14 protein-coding genes and 5 tRNA genes are annotated in these 16910 nt (G+C 40.7%); 6 read left to right on the top strand and 13 right to left on the bottom strand.

The window, feature by feature from the left end; translation table 11 throughout:
- Positions 1 to 14: 14 nt before the first annotated feature.
- Positions 15 to 788, bottom strand: coding sequence for an acetylglutamate kinase (gene argB, locus ACWIT3_RS01365; protein WP_457161045.1), 774 nt, complete (start codon positions 786 to 788; stop codon positions 15 to 17).
- Entirely contained in the window at positions 789 to 1796 is a 1008-nt protein-coding gene (argC, locus tag ACWIT3_RS01360; RefSeq protein WP_457161044.1) for an N-acetyl-gamma-glutamyl-phosphate reductase, read from the bottom strand. It abuts the gene before it with no gap.
- A gap of 111 nt (positions 1797 to 1907) precedes the next feature.
- Between argC and argE the strand changes: the two genes are divergently transcribed.
- A complete protein-coding gene (gene argE / locus ACWIT3_RS01355; protein ID WP_457161043.1) occupies positions 1908 to 3053 on the top strand; it encodes an acetylornithine deacetylase in 1146 nt (381 codons plus the stop codon).
- Between the two features lie 61 nt (positions 3054 to 3114).
- Here the strand turns inward: argE and ACWIT3_RS01350 are convergent, their stop codons facing one another.
- From ACWIT3_RS01350 to ACWIT3_RS01330, 5 genes are all read right to left on the bottom strand, one after another.
- Positions 3115 to 3903 (bottom strand): glycosyltransferase family 32 protein, encoded by a 789-nt coding sequence (locus ACWIT3_RS01350; protein WP_457161042.1) that lies wholly within the window; start codon positions 3901 to 3903, stop codon positions 3115 to 3117.
- A gap of 136 nt (positions 3904 to 4039) precedes the next feature.
- Positions 4040 to 4115, bottom strand: a tRNA-Val gene (locus tag ACWIT3_RS01345).
- A gap of 110 nt (positions 4116 to 4225) precedes the next feature.
- A tRNA-Val gene (locus ACWIT3_RS01340) sits at positions 4226 to 4301 on the bottom strand.
- A 50-nt stretch (positions 4302 to 4351) separates the two neighbouring features.
- Positions 4352 to 4427: transfer RNA gene (locus ACWIT3_RS01335), tRNA-Val, on the bottom strand.
- Positions 4428 to 4475: 48 nt separating this feature from the next.
- Positions 4476 to 4551, bottom strand: a tRNA-Val gene (locus ACWIT3_RS01330).
- Between the two features lie 183 nt (positions 4552 to 4734).
- Between ACWIT3_RS01330 and gltX the strand changes: the two genes are divergently transcribed.
- From gltX to ACWIT3_RS01305, 5 genes are all read left to right on the top strand, one after another.
- A complete protein-coding gene (gltX, locus tag ACWIT3_RS01325) occupies positions 4735 to 6177 on the top strand; it encodes a glutamate--tRNA ligase (protein ID WP_457161041.1) in 1443 nt (480 codons plus the stop codon).
- 89 nt (positions 6178 to 6266) lie between these two features.
- Positions 6267 to 6342: transfer RNA gene (locus ACWIT3_RS01320), tRNA-Ala, on the top strand.
- Positions 6343 to 6615: 273 nt separating this feature from the next.
- Positions 6616 to 8760 carry a polyribonucleotide nucleotidyltransferase gene (gene pnp / locus ACWIT3_RS01315; protein ID WP_457161040.1) on the top strand — a complete coding sequence of 715 codons (2145 nt, stop codon included), beginning with the start codon at positions 6616 to 6618 and terminating at the stop codon, positions 8758 to 8760.
- Between the two features lie 81 nt (positions 8761 to 8841).
- Positions 8842 to 9738 (top strand): lipoprotein NlpI, encoded by an 897-nt coding sequence (nlpI, locus tag ACWIT3_RS01310; RefSeq protein WP_457161039.1) that lies wholly within the window; start codon positions 8842 to 8844, stop codon positions 9736 to 9738.
- A 104-nt stretch (positions 9739 to 9842) separates the two neighbouring features.
- Positions 9843 to 11687: a DEAD/DEAH box helicase gene (locus ACWIT3_RS01305; RefSeq protein ID WP_457161038.1), complete on the top strand. Its 1845-nt coding sequence runs from the start codon at positions 9843 to 9845 to the stop codon at positions 11685 to 11687.
- Between the two features lie 85 nt (positions 11688 to 11772).
- On the opposite strand, the gene modD is transcribed toward ACWIT3_RS01305, so the two are convergent.
- From modD to ACWIT3_RS01275, 6 genes are all read right to left on the bottom strand, one after another.
- On the bottom strand, positions 11773 to 12618 hold the full coding sequence (gene modD, locus ACWIT3_RS01300) for a ModD protein (RefSeq protein ID WP_457161037.1): 846 nt from the start codon (positions 12616 to 12618) through the stop codon (positions 11773 to 11775).
- 18 nt (positions 12619 to 12636) lie between these two features.
- Positions 12637 to 13236: an ATP-binding cassette domain-containing protein gene (locus ACWIT3_RS01295; protein WP_457161036.1), complete on the bottom strand. Its 600-nt coding sequence runs from the start codon at positions 13234 to 13236 to the stop codon at positions 12637 to 12639.
- A gap of 1 nt (position 13237) precedes the next feature.
- Complete coding sequence (locus tag ACWIT3_RS01290) at positions 13238 to 14035, bottom strand: ABC transporter permease (protein WP_457161191.1); 798 nt, start codon at positions 14033 to 14035, stop codon at positions 13238 to 13240.
- A complete protein-coding gene (gene modA, locus ACWIT3_RS01285; RefSeq protein ID WP_457161035.1) occupies positions 14010 to 14747 on the bottom strand; it encodes a molybdate ABC transporter substrate-binding protein in 738 nt (245 codons plus the stop codon). The genes ACWIT3_RS01290 and modA overlap by 26 nt, the downstream gene beginning before the upstream one ends.
- Positions 14748 to 14901: 154 nt before the next feature.
- A complete protein-coding gene (gene groL / locus ACWIT3_RS01280; protein ID WP_457161034.1) occupies positions 14902 to 16542 on the bottom strand; it encodes a chaperonin GroEL in 1641 nt (546 codons plus the stop codon).
- Positions 16543 to 16559: 17 nt separating this feature from the next.
- On the bottom strand, positions 16560 to 16850 hold the full coding sequence (locus tag ACWIT3_RS01275) for a co-chaperone GroES (RefSeq protein WP_005717461.1): 291 nt from the start codon (positions 16848 to 16850) through the stop codon (positions 16560 to 16562).
- Positions 16851 to 16910: the final 60 nt, after the last annotated feature.

The raw sequence follows: 16910 nt of genomic DNA, 5'->3' as shown, positions 1-16910 counted from the left end.
TTTCCTCTTAATATTTAAGGTTTAATTCTTGTACCAATGATTTCCCCACCAAACAGTGCGGTGAGCTTTTCAGGATATTTCCAGTTTGCGATATCTACACCGCGATTTAGAATTGTGGCTGCTTCAAGTGCAGCTTGTACTTTAATCACCATACCATCTGTGATGACATTATCAGCAATCAATTGGTTAATTTGTGCAGTATTTAATTCAGATAAACGTTGTTTGTTTGCATCTAATACACCATCCACATCAGATAGCATCACTAGATCGGCATGAATTAATGCTGCAATAGCGGTGGCAGCCTGATCAGCATTAACATTCATCAACACCCCTTCTGAATCCACTGCAATTGAGCTAATAATAGGCAAGAAAGCCTCGCCAAGCAAATGATTTAATAGGGTTGGATTTTTTGGGGTAACGGTTGCGACATGGCCTAGTTCAGGATCTAGTGGTATTGCATGAGTAAGATTACCATCGGCTAAGCATAATCCGACAGGATTTAATTGAAATTTTGCGGCTTGTGCAACCAATGTTTTGTTAGCAATACCCGCTAATGCCCCCGTGATGATTTCAATTTGGTCACTCGGGGTGACTCGAAGGCCATTTTTCTTTTTGACTGGGAGATGTAAACGTTGCATTAAGTCGTCCACAATACAACCGCCACCGTGAACGATGACTAATGGACGGTCAAAATGCTGTTGATAATCTGCAAGGGCAGTAAATAAATTGGTCATAGCAGCTGGCGTATCAAGTAGTACACCGCCTAATTTAATGACTAAAGGGTTCATTTAAAGTAATCCTAATGTTTCTGGAAAATGGTAACGAATATTGGCACATTGTACGGCTTGTGCGGCGGCACCTTTTAGCAAATTGTCCTCTGCACCAACAATAATGATATGATTATTTTTAGTCGCAAAGCCAATATCACAATAAGGCGTAAATTCAACGGCTTTAATGCTTGGTAAGCCTTGTGGGTAAAGGCGTACTAAGGGTTTATTGGCATAAGCGTGTTGATACGCAAGCACGATCTGTTCATCAGTGACATGGGCTTGGAGTTTTGCCGTGATCGTGGCGAGAATACCGCGTTTGAAGTTAGCTAAATGCGGAGTAAAAATCACGTCTGTCCCAAGGTGTGTGGCAATTTCTGGTTGGTGGCGGTGATTAAATACGCCATAAGCATTGAGGCTGACTTCACAAAAACTACTGTTCAGTGACACTTTTCGTCCTGCACCGCTCACACCGCTGACCGCATTGATAATCGGTACTTGACTTAAATCAAGCAGATTTTGTTCAATGAGTGGCTTTAGACAAAGTTGTGATACTGTCGGATAACAGCCCGCAACAGCAACTAAATTCGCATTTTGTAATTTGCTGTGATTCCACTCCGCTAGCCCATATACCGCTTGTTCTAATAAGTCAGGATATTGGTGAGAAAAACCGTAAAATTCAGAATAAAATGCCGTATTATTAACACGAAATGCCCCAGATAGATCAAACACGTTGCAACCCTGTTGTAAAAAAATCGGTGCAAGCGTATGGCTGACCTCATGTGCCGTGGCTAAAAATACCAGCTCTACTTGTTGAGCAAGAGGGACTAAATTATCTGGTAAGGGCTGCAAGGGTAAATCCACGACTTGTTTAAGTTGAGGATAAAGGGCAGAAATAGGACGATGGGCATCTTGGCTTTGACTAGACACATATAATCCTGTTAAATCAAACTTGGGGTGCATGGTTAAAATACGTGCTAACTCCGCCCCAGTATAACCACTTGCACCAATGATAATGGCTTTTTGCATATTGTATTGTACCTGATCGTGTAATTGAGTATGATTTAATGATTAATTATGCTATTATTGTGCATAAATATTTAAAAGGCAATCTTTATTTCTCTTGAATAGGCTTATCTCATGAAAAAAATGCCCTCTTTTTTACAGATGTATCAACAATTGATTGCATCCCCTTCCATTAGTAGCGTTGATCCAAACTTTGATCAATCTAATCGTACTCTTATTGAATTATTAGCAAGTTGGCTGACGACTTTGGGTTTTCGTACTGAGATCATTGCGATTGAGGATAGTCGAGATAAGTTTAATCTCTTGGCAACTTATGGTGAAGGAGAGGGGGGGCTGTTACTCGCTGGGCACACTGACACGGTTCCGTTCGATGAAGGACGTTGGACATTTGACCCATTTAAATTGACTGAGCAAGCGGGCAAGCTTTATGGTTTAGGTAGCGCAGATATGAAAGGATTTTTTGCCTTTGTGATTGAGGCAATCAGTCAGTTAGAGTTATCGGAATTAAAGAAACCATTGCGTATTTTAGCGACAGCGGATGAAGAAACCACAATGTTGGGTGCTAGAACGTTTATTCAACATGCACATATTCGCCCAGACTGTGCCATCATTGGTGAACCGACATCTTTAAAACCGATCCGAGCACACAAAGGACATATTGGTGAAGCTTTACGTATCATAGGAAAAAGTGGTCATTCTAGCGATCCAAGTAAAGGAATTAATGCGATTGAATTGATGCATGAAGCAACAGGATATTTAATGCAAATGCGTAATGAATTACGAGAAAAATATCATCATACAGCATTTGAAATTCCGTATCCTACAATGAACCTCGGTGCGATTTCTGGCGGGGATGCCGTGAACAGAATTTGTGCTTGTTGTGAATTGCATTTTGATATTCGTCCTTTGCCTAATTTACGTTTGCAAGATTTAAATGAGATGTTGCAAGAAAAATTAACGCCGATGTTTGAGAAATGGGGGGATCGTATTTCATTACAGGCATTACATGAGCCAATACCAGGTTATGAATGTGAACACTCCGCACAAGTGGTGCAAGTGGTGGAAAAATTACTGGGTGAAAAATGTGATGTTGTGAATTATTGTACCGAGGCGCCATTTATTCAACAGCTTTGCCCAACGTTAGTTTTAGGGCCTGGATCCATTGAACAGGCTCATCAGCCAGATGAGTTTTTAGCGACGGAGTTTATTGAGCCAACTCAGGTGCTATTGCGTAAAATGATTTGGCATTTTTGTGCTTAAAAGAAAAAGTGCGGTCTTTTGGAGGCTATTTTTAGCAAAGAGACTGCACTTTCTCGCGTATTTACTTCAATAAGTCTTCATTTTTGGCGTGGATCCATTTCCCACGTTTTTTATCAATATATTGGAAGTATTCGTTTGTGAACGTTCCTTGGGAACAGGTCAGTTTATCTAGTCGCGAATTGACATCTTTGTTTTCTAAGGCTTTAATTAACGTTTTTGGACCCGTTAAGCTAAAGACGCCACCGCTTATACGTTCTTGTTCAATATTATCAATAATAATCTCTAATGTTTCTTTGAGGAACGCATTGCCTTTTTTGCTGGCTAAAAAGAAGTTGGTATATTGTCCACGGCGTGCAATGACAACTTCGTCATCTTCTTCATCAATAATACTGTCTAAACACCAAACGAGATGCCCATCAATATCCATATAAACGCCACCTTCATTATATAACGTGAAGATGCGCCAAAAATCTGCTTGTGCCGCACCATCCGTTAATTTGCTATAAGCATTGAATGTGCGCTCATCCGCATTGGCTTTAATATATTCTGCGCGCTCTTCTGTACTGACATAGCGATAGTCATAGCTCCTAGATAGCAAGCGATTGAATAAGTAGTTACAATAAATCGGTAGGGTAACGTTATTGCTGTAATTCGTTTGCCAAATGACACGGTTAATTTTTGTTTTTTTAGGTGATTGGCAACGAGCGGGATCAAATTTAGGGATCGTAAAGCGCTTTTTCGGTAAGACAAAATGGAAAGGGTAGCTTAACGTTTTCACAATATTGCCAAGTAAACGGGTCAAACCATTAGCGGCTAAAATAAGATTTTTATATTTAACAGGTTTATACATTGGGAAATTGCCATGTTGAATGAAGTCATGGCGTTACTTTATCATTTTATACAAAAAAGAACAAAATGCTTATTAAGTATCATCCATTTTATTTATAAACAAGGGATAAACTAGTATCAGAAAGTGAAAAATGAAGTGGTGGGCGATACCGGTCTCGAACCAGTGACCCCCTCCTTGTAAGGGAGGTGCTCTCCCAACTGAGCTAATCGCCCTTCAAACTTTCATATTGACGACAGGAAAAATAGATTTGTGCGAGAATGATATTTTTCCGCTTTTTATTTTGTCGACAATTGAAATTAATGAAGATTATTTTAAGTCTAAGTGGTGGGCGATACCGGTCTCGAACCAGTGACCCCCTCCTTGTAAGGGAGGTGCTCTCCCAACTGAGCTAATCGCCCACTTGAGACTTAAAATCTTGGGTCATATAACGATGTAGTGCACTTAAAAGTGGTGGGCGATACCGGTCTCGAACCAGTGACCCCCTCCTTGTAAGGGAGGTGCTCTCCCAACTGAGCTAATCGCCCTCGTTATATGTACAACATTGGACTCACATTCTCAATGGTATTGAAAAGTGGTGGGCGATACCGGTCTCGAACCAGTGACCCCCTCCTTGTAAGGGAGGTGCTCTCCCAACTGAGCTAATCGCCCAAATGTTGTGAGGTGGCATTATAATTATTAGTTCTATTCAGTCAACAAGTTTTTGCAAAAAAATAATCAATTGTTTTAAAAGTAGGCATAAAATCACATTTTTTATTCGGAATTATTTAAACTCATAGTACAATATCGCACAAATTTTTCTTGATAAAATGAAAGTCAGATAAAGGTTATAACATGAAATTAGAAGCATTATTTAATTTAGATCCCAATGTAAAAGTGCGTACTCGTTTTGCGCCAAGTCCAACAGGCTATTTACATGTGGGAGGGGCAAGAACGGCATTGTATTCTTGGTTATATGCCAAACATCACAAAGGCGAATTTGTATTACGTATTGAAGATACTGACTTAGAGCGTTCAACGCCAGAAGCGACAGCGGCTATTTTAGAAGGAATGGAGTGGTTAAATTTAGGTTGGGAGCACGGACCATATTTCCAAACCAAACGTTTCGATCGTTATAACCAAGTCATTGATCAAATGATCGAACAGGGGTTAGCTTACCGTTGTTATTGTTCAAAAGAACGGTTAGAAGATTTACGCCATACGCAAGAACAAAATAAACAAAAACCACGTTATGACCGTCACTGCTTACATGATCATCATAATACACCAGACCAACCACACGTCGTGCGTTTCAAAAATCCAACAGAGGGCTCGGTCGTCTTTGAAGATGCAGTGCGTGGTCGTATTGAAATCAGTAATAGCGAATTAGATGATTTAATTATTCGTCGTACTGATGGTTCACCGACTTATAACTTCTGTGTAGTAGTAGATGACTGGGATATGGGCATTACACACGTTGTGCGTGGTGAAGACCATATCAATAATACTCCTCGTCAAATTAATATTTTGAAAGCATTAGGTGCGCCGATTCCAACTTATGCGCACGTTTCCATGATTTTAGGTGATGATGGTCAAAAATTATCAAAACGTCATGGTGCAGTAAGCGTCATGCAATATCGTGATGATGGTTATTTACCAGAAGCGTTACTAAACTATTTGGTACGTTTAGGTTGGGGACACGGTGACCAAGAAATTTTCTCTATTGAAGAAATGATTAACTTATTTGAGCTTGAAAGCGTAAGTAAATCAGCAAGTGCGTTCAATACAGAAAAATTACTTTGGTTAAACCACCATTATATGCGTGAATTGCCAGCAGAATATGTGGCGAAGCATTTAACATGGCATTATCAACATCAAGGTATTGATACTTCAAATGGTCCAGCATTAGAAGACATCGTGAAAATGTTGGCAGAACGTTGCAAAACGTTAAAAGAAATGGCAGCTGCAAGCCGTTATTTCTTTGAAGAGTTCGATAGCTTTGACGAAGCAGCAGTGAAAAAACATTTCAAAGCGGCAGCCGTTGAACCTCTTGAAAAAGTGAAAGAAAAATTGACCGCACTTGAGAGCTGGGATCTACACAGCACGCATCAAGCGATTGAAGAAACTGCTGCAGAGTTAGCACTCGGTATGGGGAAAGTGGGGATGCCATTGCGTGTTGCAGTGACAGGTTCAGGTCAATCTCCGTCAATGGATGTCACATTGGTCGGTATCGGCAGAGAACGCACACTTGCACGTATTCAAAAAGCGATTGATTTTATTAACAATCAAACTGCTTAATATTTAAGCTGGCATCGCAATATCATGAATTTGATATTGACAGCTTGCGTGGCGGAATTTATTATTACCGCCACGACATTTCTAAATATGGGGTTATAGCTCAGTTGGGAGAGCGCTTGAATGGCATTCAAGAGGTCGTCGGTTCGATCCCGATTAACTCCACCATCTTTTAGGCCCTAAGTGGCATTCTGTGTGTAGTCTTTGTTATCTCTGAAAATAAATTACCATTCACTTAGAAAAGCCTGTATAATAAGCAAGTTTTATTTTCTGTATTAGCGTGCGGCTATCAAAAGTAATTTTCCTTTTGGGGACAAGGCGTGTAAAAGAAAAAAGATTATTTTTGCTAGTCGCAATTTGGAAAATAAAACAACGTTTTAATTCTTATGTTAATGAATTATTTAGGATTTATTAACGCGGTTCATTTAAAAGGAAAACATTGTGAATCCAATTGTAAAACAATTTAAATACGGTCAACATACTGTCACGTTAGAAACAGGTGCTATTGCACGTCAAGCAACAGCTGCCGTTATGGCGAGTATGGATGACACGACAGTTTTTGTCACCGTTGTTGCAAAAAAAGATGTGAAAGAAGGTCAAGACTTCTTCCCATTAACCGTTAACTATCAAGAGCGTACTTACGCAGCGGGTCGTATCCCAGGTGGTTTCTTCAAACGTGAAGGTCGTCCATCTGAAGGTGAGACTTTAATCGCACGTTTAATCGACCGTCCAATTCGTCCACTTTTCCCAGAAGGTTTCTATAACGAAATCCAAATCGTTGCAACAGTAGTTTCTGTTAACCCACAAATCTGCCCTGACTTAGTGGCTATGATTGGTGCATCTGCTGCACTTTCATTATCAGGCGTGCCATTTAATGGTCCAATCGGTGCTGCACGTGTCGGTTTCATTGATAACCAATTCGTACTTAACCCAACAATGAACGAGCAAAAACAAAGCCGTTTAGATTTAGTAGTTGCAGGTACAGATAAAGCAGTATTAATGGTTGAATCTGAAGCTGACGTGTTAACTGAAGAACAAATGTTAGCCGCAGTGGTATTTGGTCACGAACAACAACAAGTTGTGATTGAAGCAATCAAAGAGTTTACAGCTGAAGCGGGCAAACCACGTTGGGATTGGGTTGCTCCAGAGCCAAATACTGTATTAATTGAAAAAGTGAAAGCCATCGCGGAAGCGCGTTTAGGCGAAGCATATCGCATTACTGAAAAACAATCTCGCTACGAGCAAATTGATGCAATCAAAGCCGATGTGATCGCACAAATCACTGCTGAAGTGGCAGAAGGCGAAGAAGTTAGCGAAGGTAAAATTATTGATATTTTCACCGCACTTGAAAGCCAAATCGTGCGTGGTCGTATCTTAAATGGCGAACCTCGTATTGATGGTCGTACAGTGGATACCGTACGTGCATTAGATATTTGCACAGGCGTATTACCACGTACTCACGGTTCTGCAATTTTCACTCGTGGTGAAACACAAGCATTAGCAGTCGCAACGTTAGGGACTGAGCGTGATGCACAAATTATTGATGAATTAACAGGCGAGCGTTCAGATCACTTCTTATTCCACTACAACTTCCCTCCATATTCTGTAGGTGAAACAGGGATGATCGGTTCACCAAAACGTCGTGAAATCGGTCACGGTCGTTTAGCAAAACGTGGTGTGGCAGCGGTAATGCCAACATTGGCTGAGTTCCCATACGTTGTACGTGTTGTATCTGAAATCACTGAATCAAACGGTTCATCTTCTATGGCATCAGTTTGTGGTGCATCATTAGCATTAATGGATGCGGGTGTACCAATTAAAGCAGCCGTTGCAGGTATTGCAATGGGCTTAGTGAAAGAAGATGAAAAATTCGTAGTACTTTCAGACATCTTAGGTGATGAAGACCACTTAGGTGATATGGACTTTAAAGTCGCAGGTACACGTCAGGGTGTGACCGCACTTCAAATGGACATCAAAATTGAAGGTATCACTGCAGAAATTATGCAAATTGCCTTGAATCAGGCGAAAAGCGCGCGTTTACACATTTTAGGTGTAATGGAACAAGCCATTCCTGCACCACGTGCGGATATTTCTGACTTTGCTCCACGTATTTACACAATGAAGATCGATCCGAAGAAAATCAAAGATGTGATCGGTAAAGGTGGTGCAACAATTCGTGCATTAACGGAAGAAACTGGCACTTCAATCGATATCGATGATGACGGTACAGTGAAAATTGCCGCAGTAGACGGTAATTCAGCGAAAGACGTCATGGCACGTATTGAAGATATTACTGCTGAAGTTGAAGCAGGATTAGTGTATAAAGGCAAAGTGACTCGTTTAGCGGATTTTGGTGCATTTGTTTCCATTGTTGGTAACAAGGAAGGGCTTGTTCACATTTCTCAAATTGCAGAAGAACGCGTTGAAAAAGTGAGTGATTACCTTGCCGTTGGTCAAGAAGTTACTGTGAAAGTCGTTGAAATTGACCGTCAAGGGCGTATTCGTTTAACAATGAAAGACATTGCGCCGAAGCAAGAAGCACAAGCCGATGTGCTTGAAGACGTGTCAACAGAAGAACACGTATAACAATAGATAAAATTGCAGCTCTTATTTTGAGAGCTGTAATTTTGTTTTAGCAAGTACAATTTGTACTTTAAGGCTTTCGAGATGAAGCAACTTCATAAGTTGTCAAATTTCATACTGTTTATTCCCTTTTGGATACTGTTCTTGGCGGCTTGTACTAGCCCTCAAGATGTTTTTATTTCAAAGGAAAAAATCTTATTAGCAGAGCAGGGGCCAAATAGTCACATCGAGCATGAAATTATGGTTGCTCGAATTAGCCAATTGTTACTTGTCAAAGGTTTGAAAAAAGAGGAACGGGCGATTTTACATTTTGAACGTGGCGTACTGTATGACAGTTTAGGCATGTGGGCATTAGCACGTTATGATTTTGATCAAGCACTTGCGTTGTATCCGAAACTGGTTGCAGCGTTGAATTATTTAGGATTGTACTTTTTATTAGAGCAAGAATATAGCGCATCGTTGGATGTTTTTAATGCTCTATTTGAATTAGATCCTAATTACGAATATGCATTTCTCAATAGAGGGCTAAACTTTCATTACGTTGCACGTTATGAATTAGCGCAGCGGGATTTTCTTCAATTTTATCAGGCAGATAAATCAGATCCTTACCGCACTTTATGGTTATATTTAAATGAATTAAAGCTGAATCCACAGGAAGCGAAACAACGTCTTGCTGAGCGTGCTCAGGGGCTTTCTGATGAATATTGGGGAACATATCTTGTCCAATACTATTTGGGACATGTGTCAGTTAACACATTATTTGCAAAAGCAGAACAGTTTGCTGGAGCAAATAAGGCAAAATATGCTGAAATTTTAACTGAAACCTATTTTTATTTAGCAAAACTACAACTCAATTCAGAGCAGATTAATGAAGCGGAAACGCTATTTAAATTGGCTACTGCAAACCAAGTATATAACTTCGTTGAGTATCGTTTTGCGATGTTTGAACTCTTGAAATTGAAGCAACGTTCAAACCAATAATGACATAAGCATGTCATGGGCTGTTGTAAAACGTGAAAACGAACAACATTTATTACACTACTTCACAGTAGAGTGAAGTTTCTTTTTTATATTCGAGTATTTTAATGACTGAAGCGAAAATGACTTTCAAAGATTTAGGCTTGCCTGAATTCCTTCTTAATGCGGTATCTGATTTAGGTTTTGAAACCCCTTCTCCTATCCAACAAACTTGTATTCCTTATCTTTTAGATGGCAATGATGTGCTCGGGATGGCACAAACAGGGAGCGGTAAAACTGCAGCGTTCTCTTTGCCTTTATTAGCACAATTAGATATGGATAAGAAATATCCTCAAATGTTAGTCATGGCGCCAACGCGTGAGCTTGCGATTCAAGTGGCTGATGCTTGTGAGCAATTTTGCCAATATGCGAAGAATGTGAGTATTGTGACACTTTATGGTGGACAACGTTATGACATTCAATTACGCGCATTACGTCAAGGCGCACAAGTTGTTGTGGGTACGCCTGGACGTATTTTAGACCATATCCGTCGTGGCACATTAGATTTATCCAATTTACGTTTTATGGTGTTAGATGAAGCTGACGAAATGTTACGTATGGGCTTTATTGATGATGTTGAAACGGTGATGGCGGAATTACCCGAAGCGCATCAAACCGCACTTTTCTCTGCAACAATGCCAGAGCCAATTCGTCGTATCACAAAACGTTTTATGAAAGATCCAAAAGAGATCAAAATTAAATCAACACAAACAACGAATCCAGATATCACACAAAGCTGTTGGTATGTGCACGGTTTCCGTAAAAATGACGCCTTATTACGTTTCTTAGAAGTAGAAAACTTTGATGCGGCAATTATTTTTACTCGTACTAAAACAGGTACACTTGATGTCACAGAATTGCTTGAAAAACACGGTTTCCGTGCTGCAGCATTAAACGGTGATATGACACAGCAATTACGTGAGCAAACATTAGATCGTTTAAGAAATGGTAGCTTGGATATCCTTGTTGCAACAGATGTTGCCGCACGTGGTTTAGACGTAGAGCGTATCAGTCTGGTTGTGAACTATGATATTCCATTAGATGCAGAGTCTTATGTTCACCGTATCGGTCGTACAGGTCGTGCCGGTCGTACAGGTCGTGCATTATTATTCGTTGAGCCAAGAGAACGTCGTTTATTACGTAACATTGAGCATTTAACTAAGAAGCCAATTACTGAAGTTGAAGTGCCAAATCATGAAGTGCTACAAGCCTGTCGTCGTGAGAAATTTAAAGCAAAAATTACGGTACAACTTGAGCATCACGATTTAGAACGTTATCGTAGCTTGTTAGAAGATATGTTTACCGCAGATCAAGATCAAGAAGATATTGCAGCTGCGATGTTGATGCTTTTACAAGGCAAACAAAAATTAATTCTTCCACCAGATCCTGTTATCGACCGCAAAGCTTCACGTGGTGAACGTGGCGAGCGCGGTGATCGTCGTGAGCGTGGTAGTCGTGAAAACCCTCGTTCAGCAGAACGTCGTGGCTATGGCAATCCACAACCAATGGATTTATACCGTATTGAAGTAGGTCGTTTAGATGGCGTGGAAGTGCGTCATATCGTGGGTGCAATTGCGAACGAAGGTGATATCAACAGTCGTTATATTGGTCACATCAAACTTTATGATGATCACTCAACGATTGAGTTGCCACAAGGTATGCCAAAAGAATTATTACATGTCTTTGGTAAAACACGTGTAATGAATAAACCAATGCAAATGTCATTTGTGAGCGCTGTAAATGGTGGTGGAAATCGCGATCGTGATGACTTCGGTGGTGACCGTCGTGGCGGCAAACGTAAAGGTCGTGGGGATGAGCCGCGCTTTAGCCGTGAAGATCGTAAATTCAAAGAAAAAGGTGGTCGTTCATTTAATGAACGTCCTCGTAGAGAGCGCCGAGAACGCAGTAAATAATAAAAATATATGACGATAATCGTCTTGAGCGCGGAGAATCCCGCGCTCAATTTTTTGCTAGACGAGAAAGTATAGACCGAATCGCTTATTGTTTTTCAATCACCACTTTTATGTCTGCAGGAGCAGCATAATAAGGGGCGGAAGTAATGAATAAATTGATCCCTAATTTAGCATAGTCTGCCACATTGTTTTTATTTACTCCGCCTGCAACCGATAAGGTGGTTGCTTTGCGCGATAGTTTGAGTAAATGCAGTGCTCGTTGTACTTCTTCTGGTGAAAATTTGTCTAGTTGGATGATGTCGGGTTCTGCACTGAGCATCTGTTCAAACTGGACCAAGTTATCTGCTTCGAGTGTGATTTTATTTTCAGGTGCTTCACGTCTTAGGGTCGTTACGATAGATTGCCAATCCTCAGGTTTATCTAATAAACGACGGTGATTAGTAAAAACTAACAATGTTTCACTCAGCCCTTGTCGATGGATGTGCCCCCCTGCTGCGAGTACTGCATTCGTGGCTAATTTTCTGGTGCTAGGAATACTTTTGCGTGTACAGGCAACGACGGCATTAGGATTTATCGCTTTCGCATTGTTTATCATTTCTGCTGTATATTGTGCTACGCCACAAGACCATTCTAATACTAACTGTACGACTTTCCAGGCTTGGTGCAACTTGTCTGCACTCGCTTCCGCACGAATCAATACAGCTCCTGCCTCAACATATTGCCCTTCCTGGACATTGAGAATGGGCACGATATCAAGTTTTTTCAATAATTTTTCGGCAACTGAAATACCCGCTACAATTCCTGCATTTTTACGTTTAAATTGAATGGTTGCAGGGATCTTTTCAAGTCCTAAAGCGTGGGTAGTCAGATCGCCACGATAGATATCTTCGAGTAAGAAATCATCTAGTTCGTTGTCTGAAAAATAGATCATAGTGGTGTTCCTCGTAGTTTAGACAAGTTGTCCTTGATGTAACTGGATTTGACGATGTGCTAAATAGGCAGCTTCTTTGGGTTCATGTGTCACGAATAATGTTGTCATTTCATATTCTTGAATTAACTGTTTGAGCATGCTCCAAATATGTATTCTGGTTTCCCAATCCAGTGATGAAAAGGGCTCATCCAACAACAGTAAATGTGGTGGATGGATCAATGCTCGTGCTAATGCTGCACGTTGTTGTTCACCCCCTGAAAGTTGGTGGGGATAGCGGTCAATTAAATGTGCTATTTTTAATTTATGTAACAGCGCCAGTTGTTCGGTACGGCATGTCGTTGGGCTGGCGAGTGATAAATTTCCTGCAATTGTTTGATGGGGAAATAAATAGAGGCGTTGGTTTAAATAACGGCAATTTCGTTGCCAAGGCGGTACAGTTTGCATAGAGTGCTGTGCGAGTGTTATGTCACCTTGATAATCAATATAACCTGCGATGGCATTCAATAGTGTTGTTTTTCCGCTGCCAGATTGTCCAACAATCGCCACACACTCGCCTTTGCTAATCTGTAAATTCACCTGATTTAAGATGCCTGCACAGAGATGAGAAATGCTCAACATATTAAATATTCCGATTGAGTGTTCGCAATACAAATAACAAACAGGCAGAGATACACAATAACCATAGTGATGCTCCAACAGCAATTTCGAAGTCACCACTAGCAATATTCAGATAGACTGCCATCGGTAAGGTTTCCGTTTTAAAGCGCGTTGCCCCCGCTAGCATTAACGTCGCGCCAAATTCCCCAATTGCCCTTGACCAAGCCAGAATTGCACCGCAAAGAAGCGGTTTCCAGCACATAGGTAATTCAATTTTGAGTAGTGTCTTGAAAGGAGAAAGCCCGAGGTTGTACGCTGCTAGTCGATAACCAGGGTCTAACGCTGCAAAAGTACCACGTGCGTTACGTAACATAATTGAGCTAGCAATATAGGTTTGCGCAATGATGATCCCTATGGGACTAAAAATCCATTGACTTATAAAAGGAACAAGTTGGTTCATGATACCTTGTGAGTTAAACAACAATAATAAACTTAACCCAGTAACCAGAGGTGGTAGAACCATCGGTAAGTCAAGTATTGTATCAATCCATTTTTGAAAAGGTAACCGCACTTGGCTCATGATCCATGCTGCAGGAATGGCAATACATAGTGCGAGAAATAATGATAGTAATGAAGTGCCTAATGACATCATGAGCGCAAAATGTAATTCGGGATCCGTAAGCACGATCCCGAAAAAATGGCTGTCTAACTGGGCAATTAAAGACAGCACTGAGCCGACCACGACAAATAATAGGAGTGTCAATGGAAATAGTGCGAGCTTTACGCTTGTACTTTTACTTAGCAGGTAAGAAGCCTTCATCGACAAAATATTTTATACCTTGTTCTGATTTAAAAAGATTAAGTAACTGTTTCGCTTCAGTCGGGTGTTTTGTTGTTGCAAGTAGAGCAATTGTGACTTTTTCTTCTGGTGTGCCAGCTGGATTAGGCAATAAATCGACTTTATCACGTACTTTCCAAGCACCAGAGCGCCCCACGATCGCGGCATCGACATCGCCGTTTAATAAGTACAACATGAGTTGTTTGACTGTGGCGGCTTTGACGACAACTTTGTCATTTAATTGTTGTTGATAGCCTGATAATTCGATCATTTTTTCTGCCCCTTTACCGAGAGCCATTGCTTTGCTATCACCAATTCCTAAACGTAAATGACTTTCTGCCAATGCTTTAAACGAATCAATGCCAGCACTTTTATCTTTACGGATAGCCATAACAGGAATATGTAATACTAATGGTGCTGACATTTTTACATCGCCTGTTTTCTCCAATTTCTCAACGTAATCACTCGAGCCTGGTAAATATAAATCCCCAGTTTTAACAGTATGATAACGCGCAAGTAATTGTCCTGACCCCCCATATTCAACGGTAACTTTGTTGCCTGTTTCTTGTTCGAATTGGTTAATAATTTTTTCTACGGGCTCTTTGAGACCCGCACCAGCATAAAGATGTAACTCTGCAGCTTGTGCAGACGTTGCTGCTAGTATTAATGTAGAAAGTGCGAGTAATTTTTTCATTGTAATCTCCTTGGTAGAATAGAGCATTACTATATCACATCATTATATACTTTTTAATATATCGAAATTGATTGAAGACAAATTACAATGTATTCATTTTAAATAAAAAAAGGATTGAGCCGAAACTCAATCCTTTTTATTTGTTTGGGAAGGGTTACATCATACCGCCCATTCCACCCATACCGCCCATGCCTGCGCCTAGGTCAGCTTTGTCGTCTTTTGGTAAGTCGGTCACCATACATTCTGTGGTGATCATTAAACCTGCAACAGAGGCTGCGAATTGTAATGCGCTACGAGTTACTTTAGTTGGATCTAAGATACCCATTTCGATCATATCGCCGTATTGTTCTGTACCAGCGTTATAACCGAAGTTACCTTCACCATTTTTCACCGCACTTGCTACTACTGACGCTTCTTCACCTGCGTTAGTTACGATTTGACGTAATGGCGCTTCCATTGCACGTAATGCAAGTTTGATACCTACGTTTTGTTCTTCGTTATCACCTTGAAGACCTGCAACTTTGCTTGCTGCACGAATTAATGCAACGCCACCGCCCGCAACGACACCTTCTTCAACTGCTGCACGAGTTGCGTGTAATGCGTCTTCTACGCGTGCTTTTTTCTCTTTCATTTCAACTTCAGTTGCGGCACCCACTTTAATTACAGCCACGCCGCCTGCTAATTTAGCAACACGTTCTTGTAATTTTTCTTTGTCGTAGTCAGAAGTGGATTCTTCGATTTGTTGACGAATTTGCGCAACACGACCTTGGATTTGAACTTCATCACCGATACCATCGATAATCGTGGTGTTGTCTTTGTTGATGACAACACGTTTTGCTTGACCAAGATCTTCCAAAGTTGCTTTTTCTAATTCCATACCGATTTCTTCAGAAATCACAGTACCCGCAGTTAAGATTGCGATATCTTGTAACATGGCTTTACGACGGTCACCGAAGCCAGGTGCTTTCACTGCTGCCACTTTCACGATACCACGCATTGTGTTCACCACTAACGTTGCAAGTGCTTCGCCTTCAACATCTTCTGCGATGATTAATAATGGTTTGCCAGCTTTTGCAACGCCCTCTAACACTGGTAATAATTCACGAATGTTAGACACTTTTTTATCGACTAATAAGATAAATGGGTTGTCTAATTCAACAGTTGCAGTTTCTGGTTTGTTAATGAAGTATGGCGATAAGTAACCACGATCGAATTGCATACCTTCAACAACAGCTAACTCATCTTCTAAACCCGTACCGTCTTCAACAGTGATAACACCTTCTTTACCCACTTTATCCATTGCTTGAGCAATGATTTGACCCACGATGTGATCTGAGTTCGCAGAAATAGTACCGACTTGTTCGATTTCTTTTGACGTTTCGCAAGGTTTAGACAGAGCTTTTAATTCAGTCACAACGGCTGCAACGGCTTTGTCAATACCACGTTTTAAATCCATTGGGTTCATACCCGCAGCAACGGCTTTTAAGCCTTCGTTTACGATAGCTTGCGCTAATACCGTCGCCGTTGTTGTACCATCACCCGCTGCATCATTTGCTTTTGACGCCACTTCTTTCACCATTTGTGCGCCCATATTTTCGAATTTATCTTCTAATTCGATTTCACGTGCTACTGACACACCGTCTTTAGTGATGGTTGGTGCGCCAAATGATTTATCTAAAACAACGTTACGACCTTTAGGACCTAAAGTCACTTTTACTGCATCTGCAAGAATATTCACACCCGCTAACATTTTTACGCGAGCGTCATTACCAAATTTAACGTCTTTTGCTGCCATTTTTTATCTTCCTTCTCTTATTCTACAATCGCTAAAATGTCGTTTTCAGAAATAATTAATACTTCTTCGCCATCAATTTTCTCAGCTTTCACACCGTAGCCGTCATTGAAAATCACAGTATCGCCTACTTTTACATCTAATGGTTGAACTGTGCCATTTTCTAAAATACGACCTTTACCTACCGCTAATACCTTAGCGCGAGTTGATTTTGTTGCTGCTGAACCAGTTAAAACGATACCGCCAGCTGATCTTGTTTCAACTTCTTCACGTTTGATGATCACGCGGTCGTGTAATGGACGAATATTCATTGAATTACTCCTTCATAAAAAATGTGTTATTAAAATTAAACGTTTCCCTAATATGTGGGA

It is taken from the genome of Pasteurella sp. P03HT, assembly GCF_054052285.1.
This window is presented reverse-complemented; position numbering and strand designations above follow the sequence as displayed.

Excerpts from the sequence above, each read along its gene's own strand:
- argB (WP_457161045.1), bottom strand. The coding sequence starts at position 788 with ATGAACCCTTTAGTCATTAAATTAGGCGGTGTACTACTTGATACGCCA.
- argC (WP_457161044.1), bottom strand. The coding sequence starts at position 1,796 with ATGCAAAAAGCCATTATCATTGGTGCAAGTGGTTATACTGGGGCGGAG.
- argE (WP_457161043.1), top strand. The coding sequence starts at position 1,908 with ATGAAAAAAATGCCCTCTTTTTTACAGATGTATCAACAATTGATTGCA.
- ACWIT3_RS01350 (WP_457161042.1), bottom strand. The coding sequence starts at position 3,903 with ATGTATAAACCTGTTAAATATAAAAATCTTATTTTAGCCGCTAATGGT.
- gltX (WP_457161041.1), top strand. The coding sequence starts at position 4,735 with ATGAAATTAGAAGCATTATTTAATTTAGATCCCAATGTAAAAGTGCGT.
- nlpI (WP_457161039.1), top strand. The coding sequence starts at position 8,842 with ATGAAGCAACTTCATAAGTTGTCAAATTTCATACTGTTTATTCCCTTT.
- ACWIT3_RS01305 (WP_457161038.1), top strand. The coding sequence starts at position 9,843 with ATGACTGAAGCGAAAATGACTTTCAAAGATTTAGGCTTGCCTGAATTC.
- modD (WP_457161037.1), bottom strand. The coding sequence starts at position 12,618 with ATGATCTATTTTTCAGACAACGAACTAGATGATTTCTTACTCGAAGAT.
- ACWIT3_RS01295 (WP_457161036.1), bottom strand. The coding sequence starts at position 13,236 with ATGTTGAGCATTTCTCATCTCTGTGCAGGCATCTTAAATCAGGTGAAT.
- ACWIT3_RS01290 (WP_457161191.1), bottom strand. The coding sequence starts at position 14,035 with ATGAAGGCTTCTTACCTGCTAAGTAAAAGTACAAGCGTAAAGCTCGCA.
- modA (WP_457161035.1), bottom strand. The coding sequence starts at position 14,747 with ATGAAAAAATTACTCGCACTTTCTACATTAATACTAGCAGCAACGTCT.
- groL (WP_457161034.1), bottom strand. The coding sequence starts at position 16,542 with ATGGCAGCAAAAGACGTTAAATTTGGTAATGACGCTCGCGTAAAAATG.
- ACWIT3_RS01275 (WP_005717461.1), bottom strand. The coding sequence starts at position 16,850 with ATGAATATTCGTCCATTACACGACCGCGTGATCATCAAACGTGAAGAA.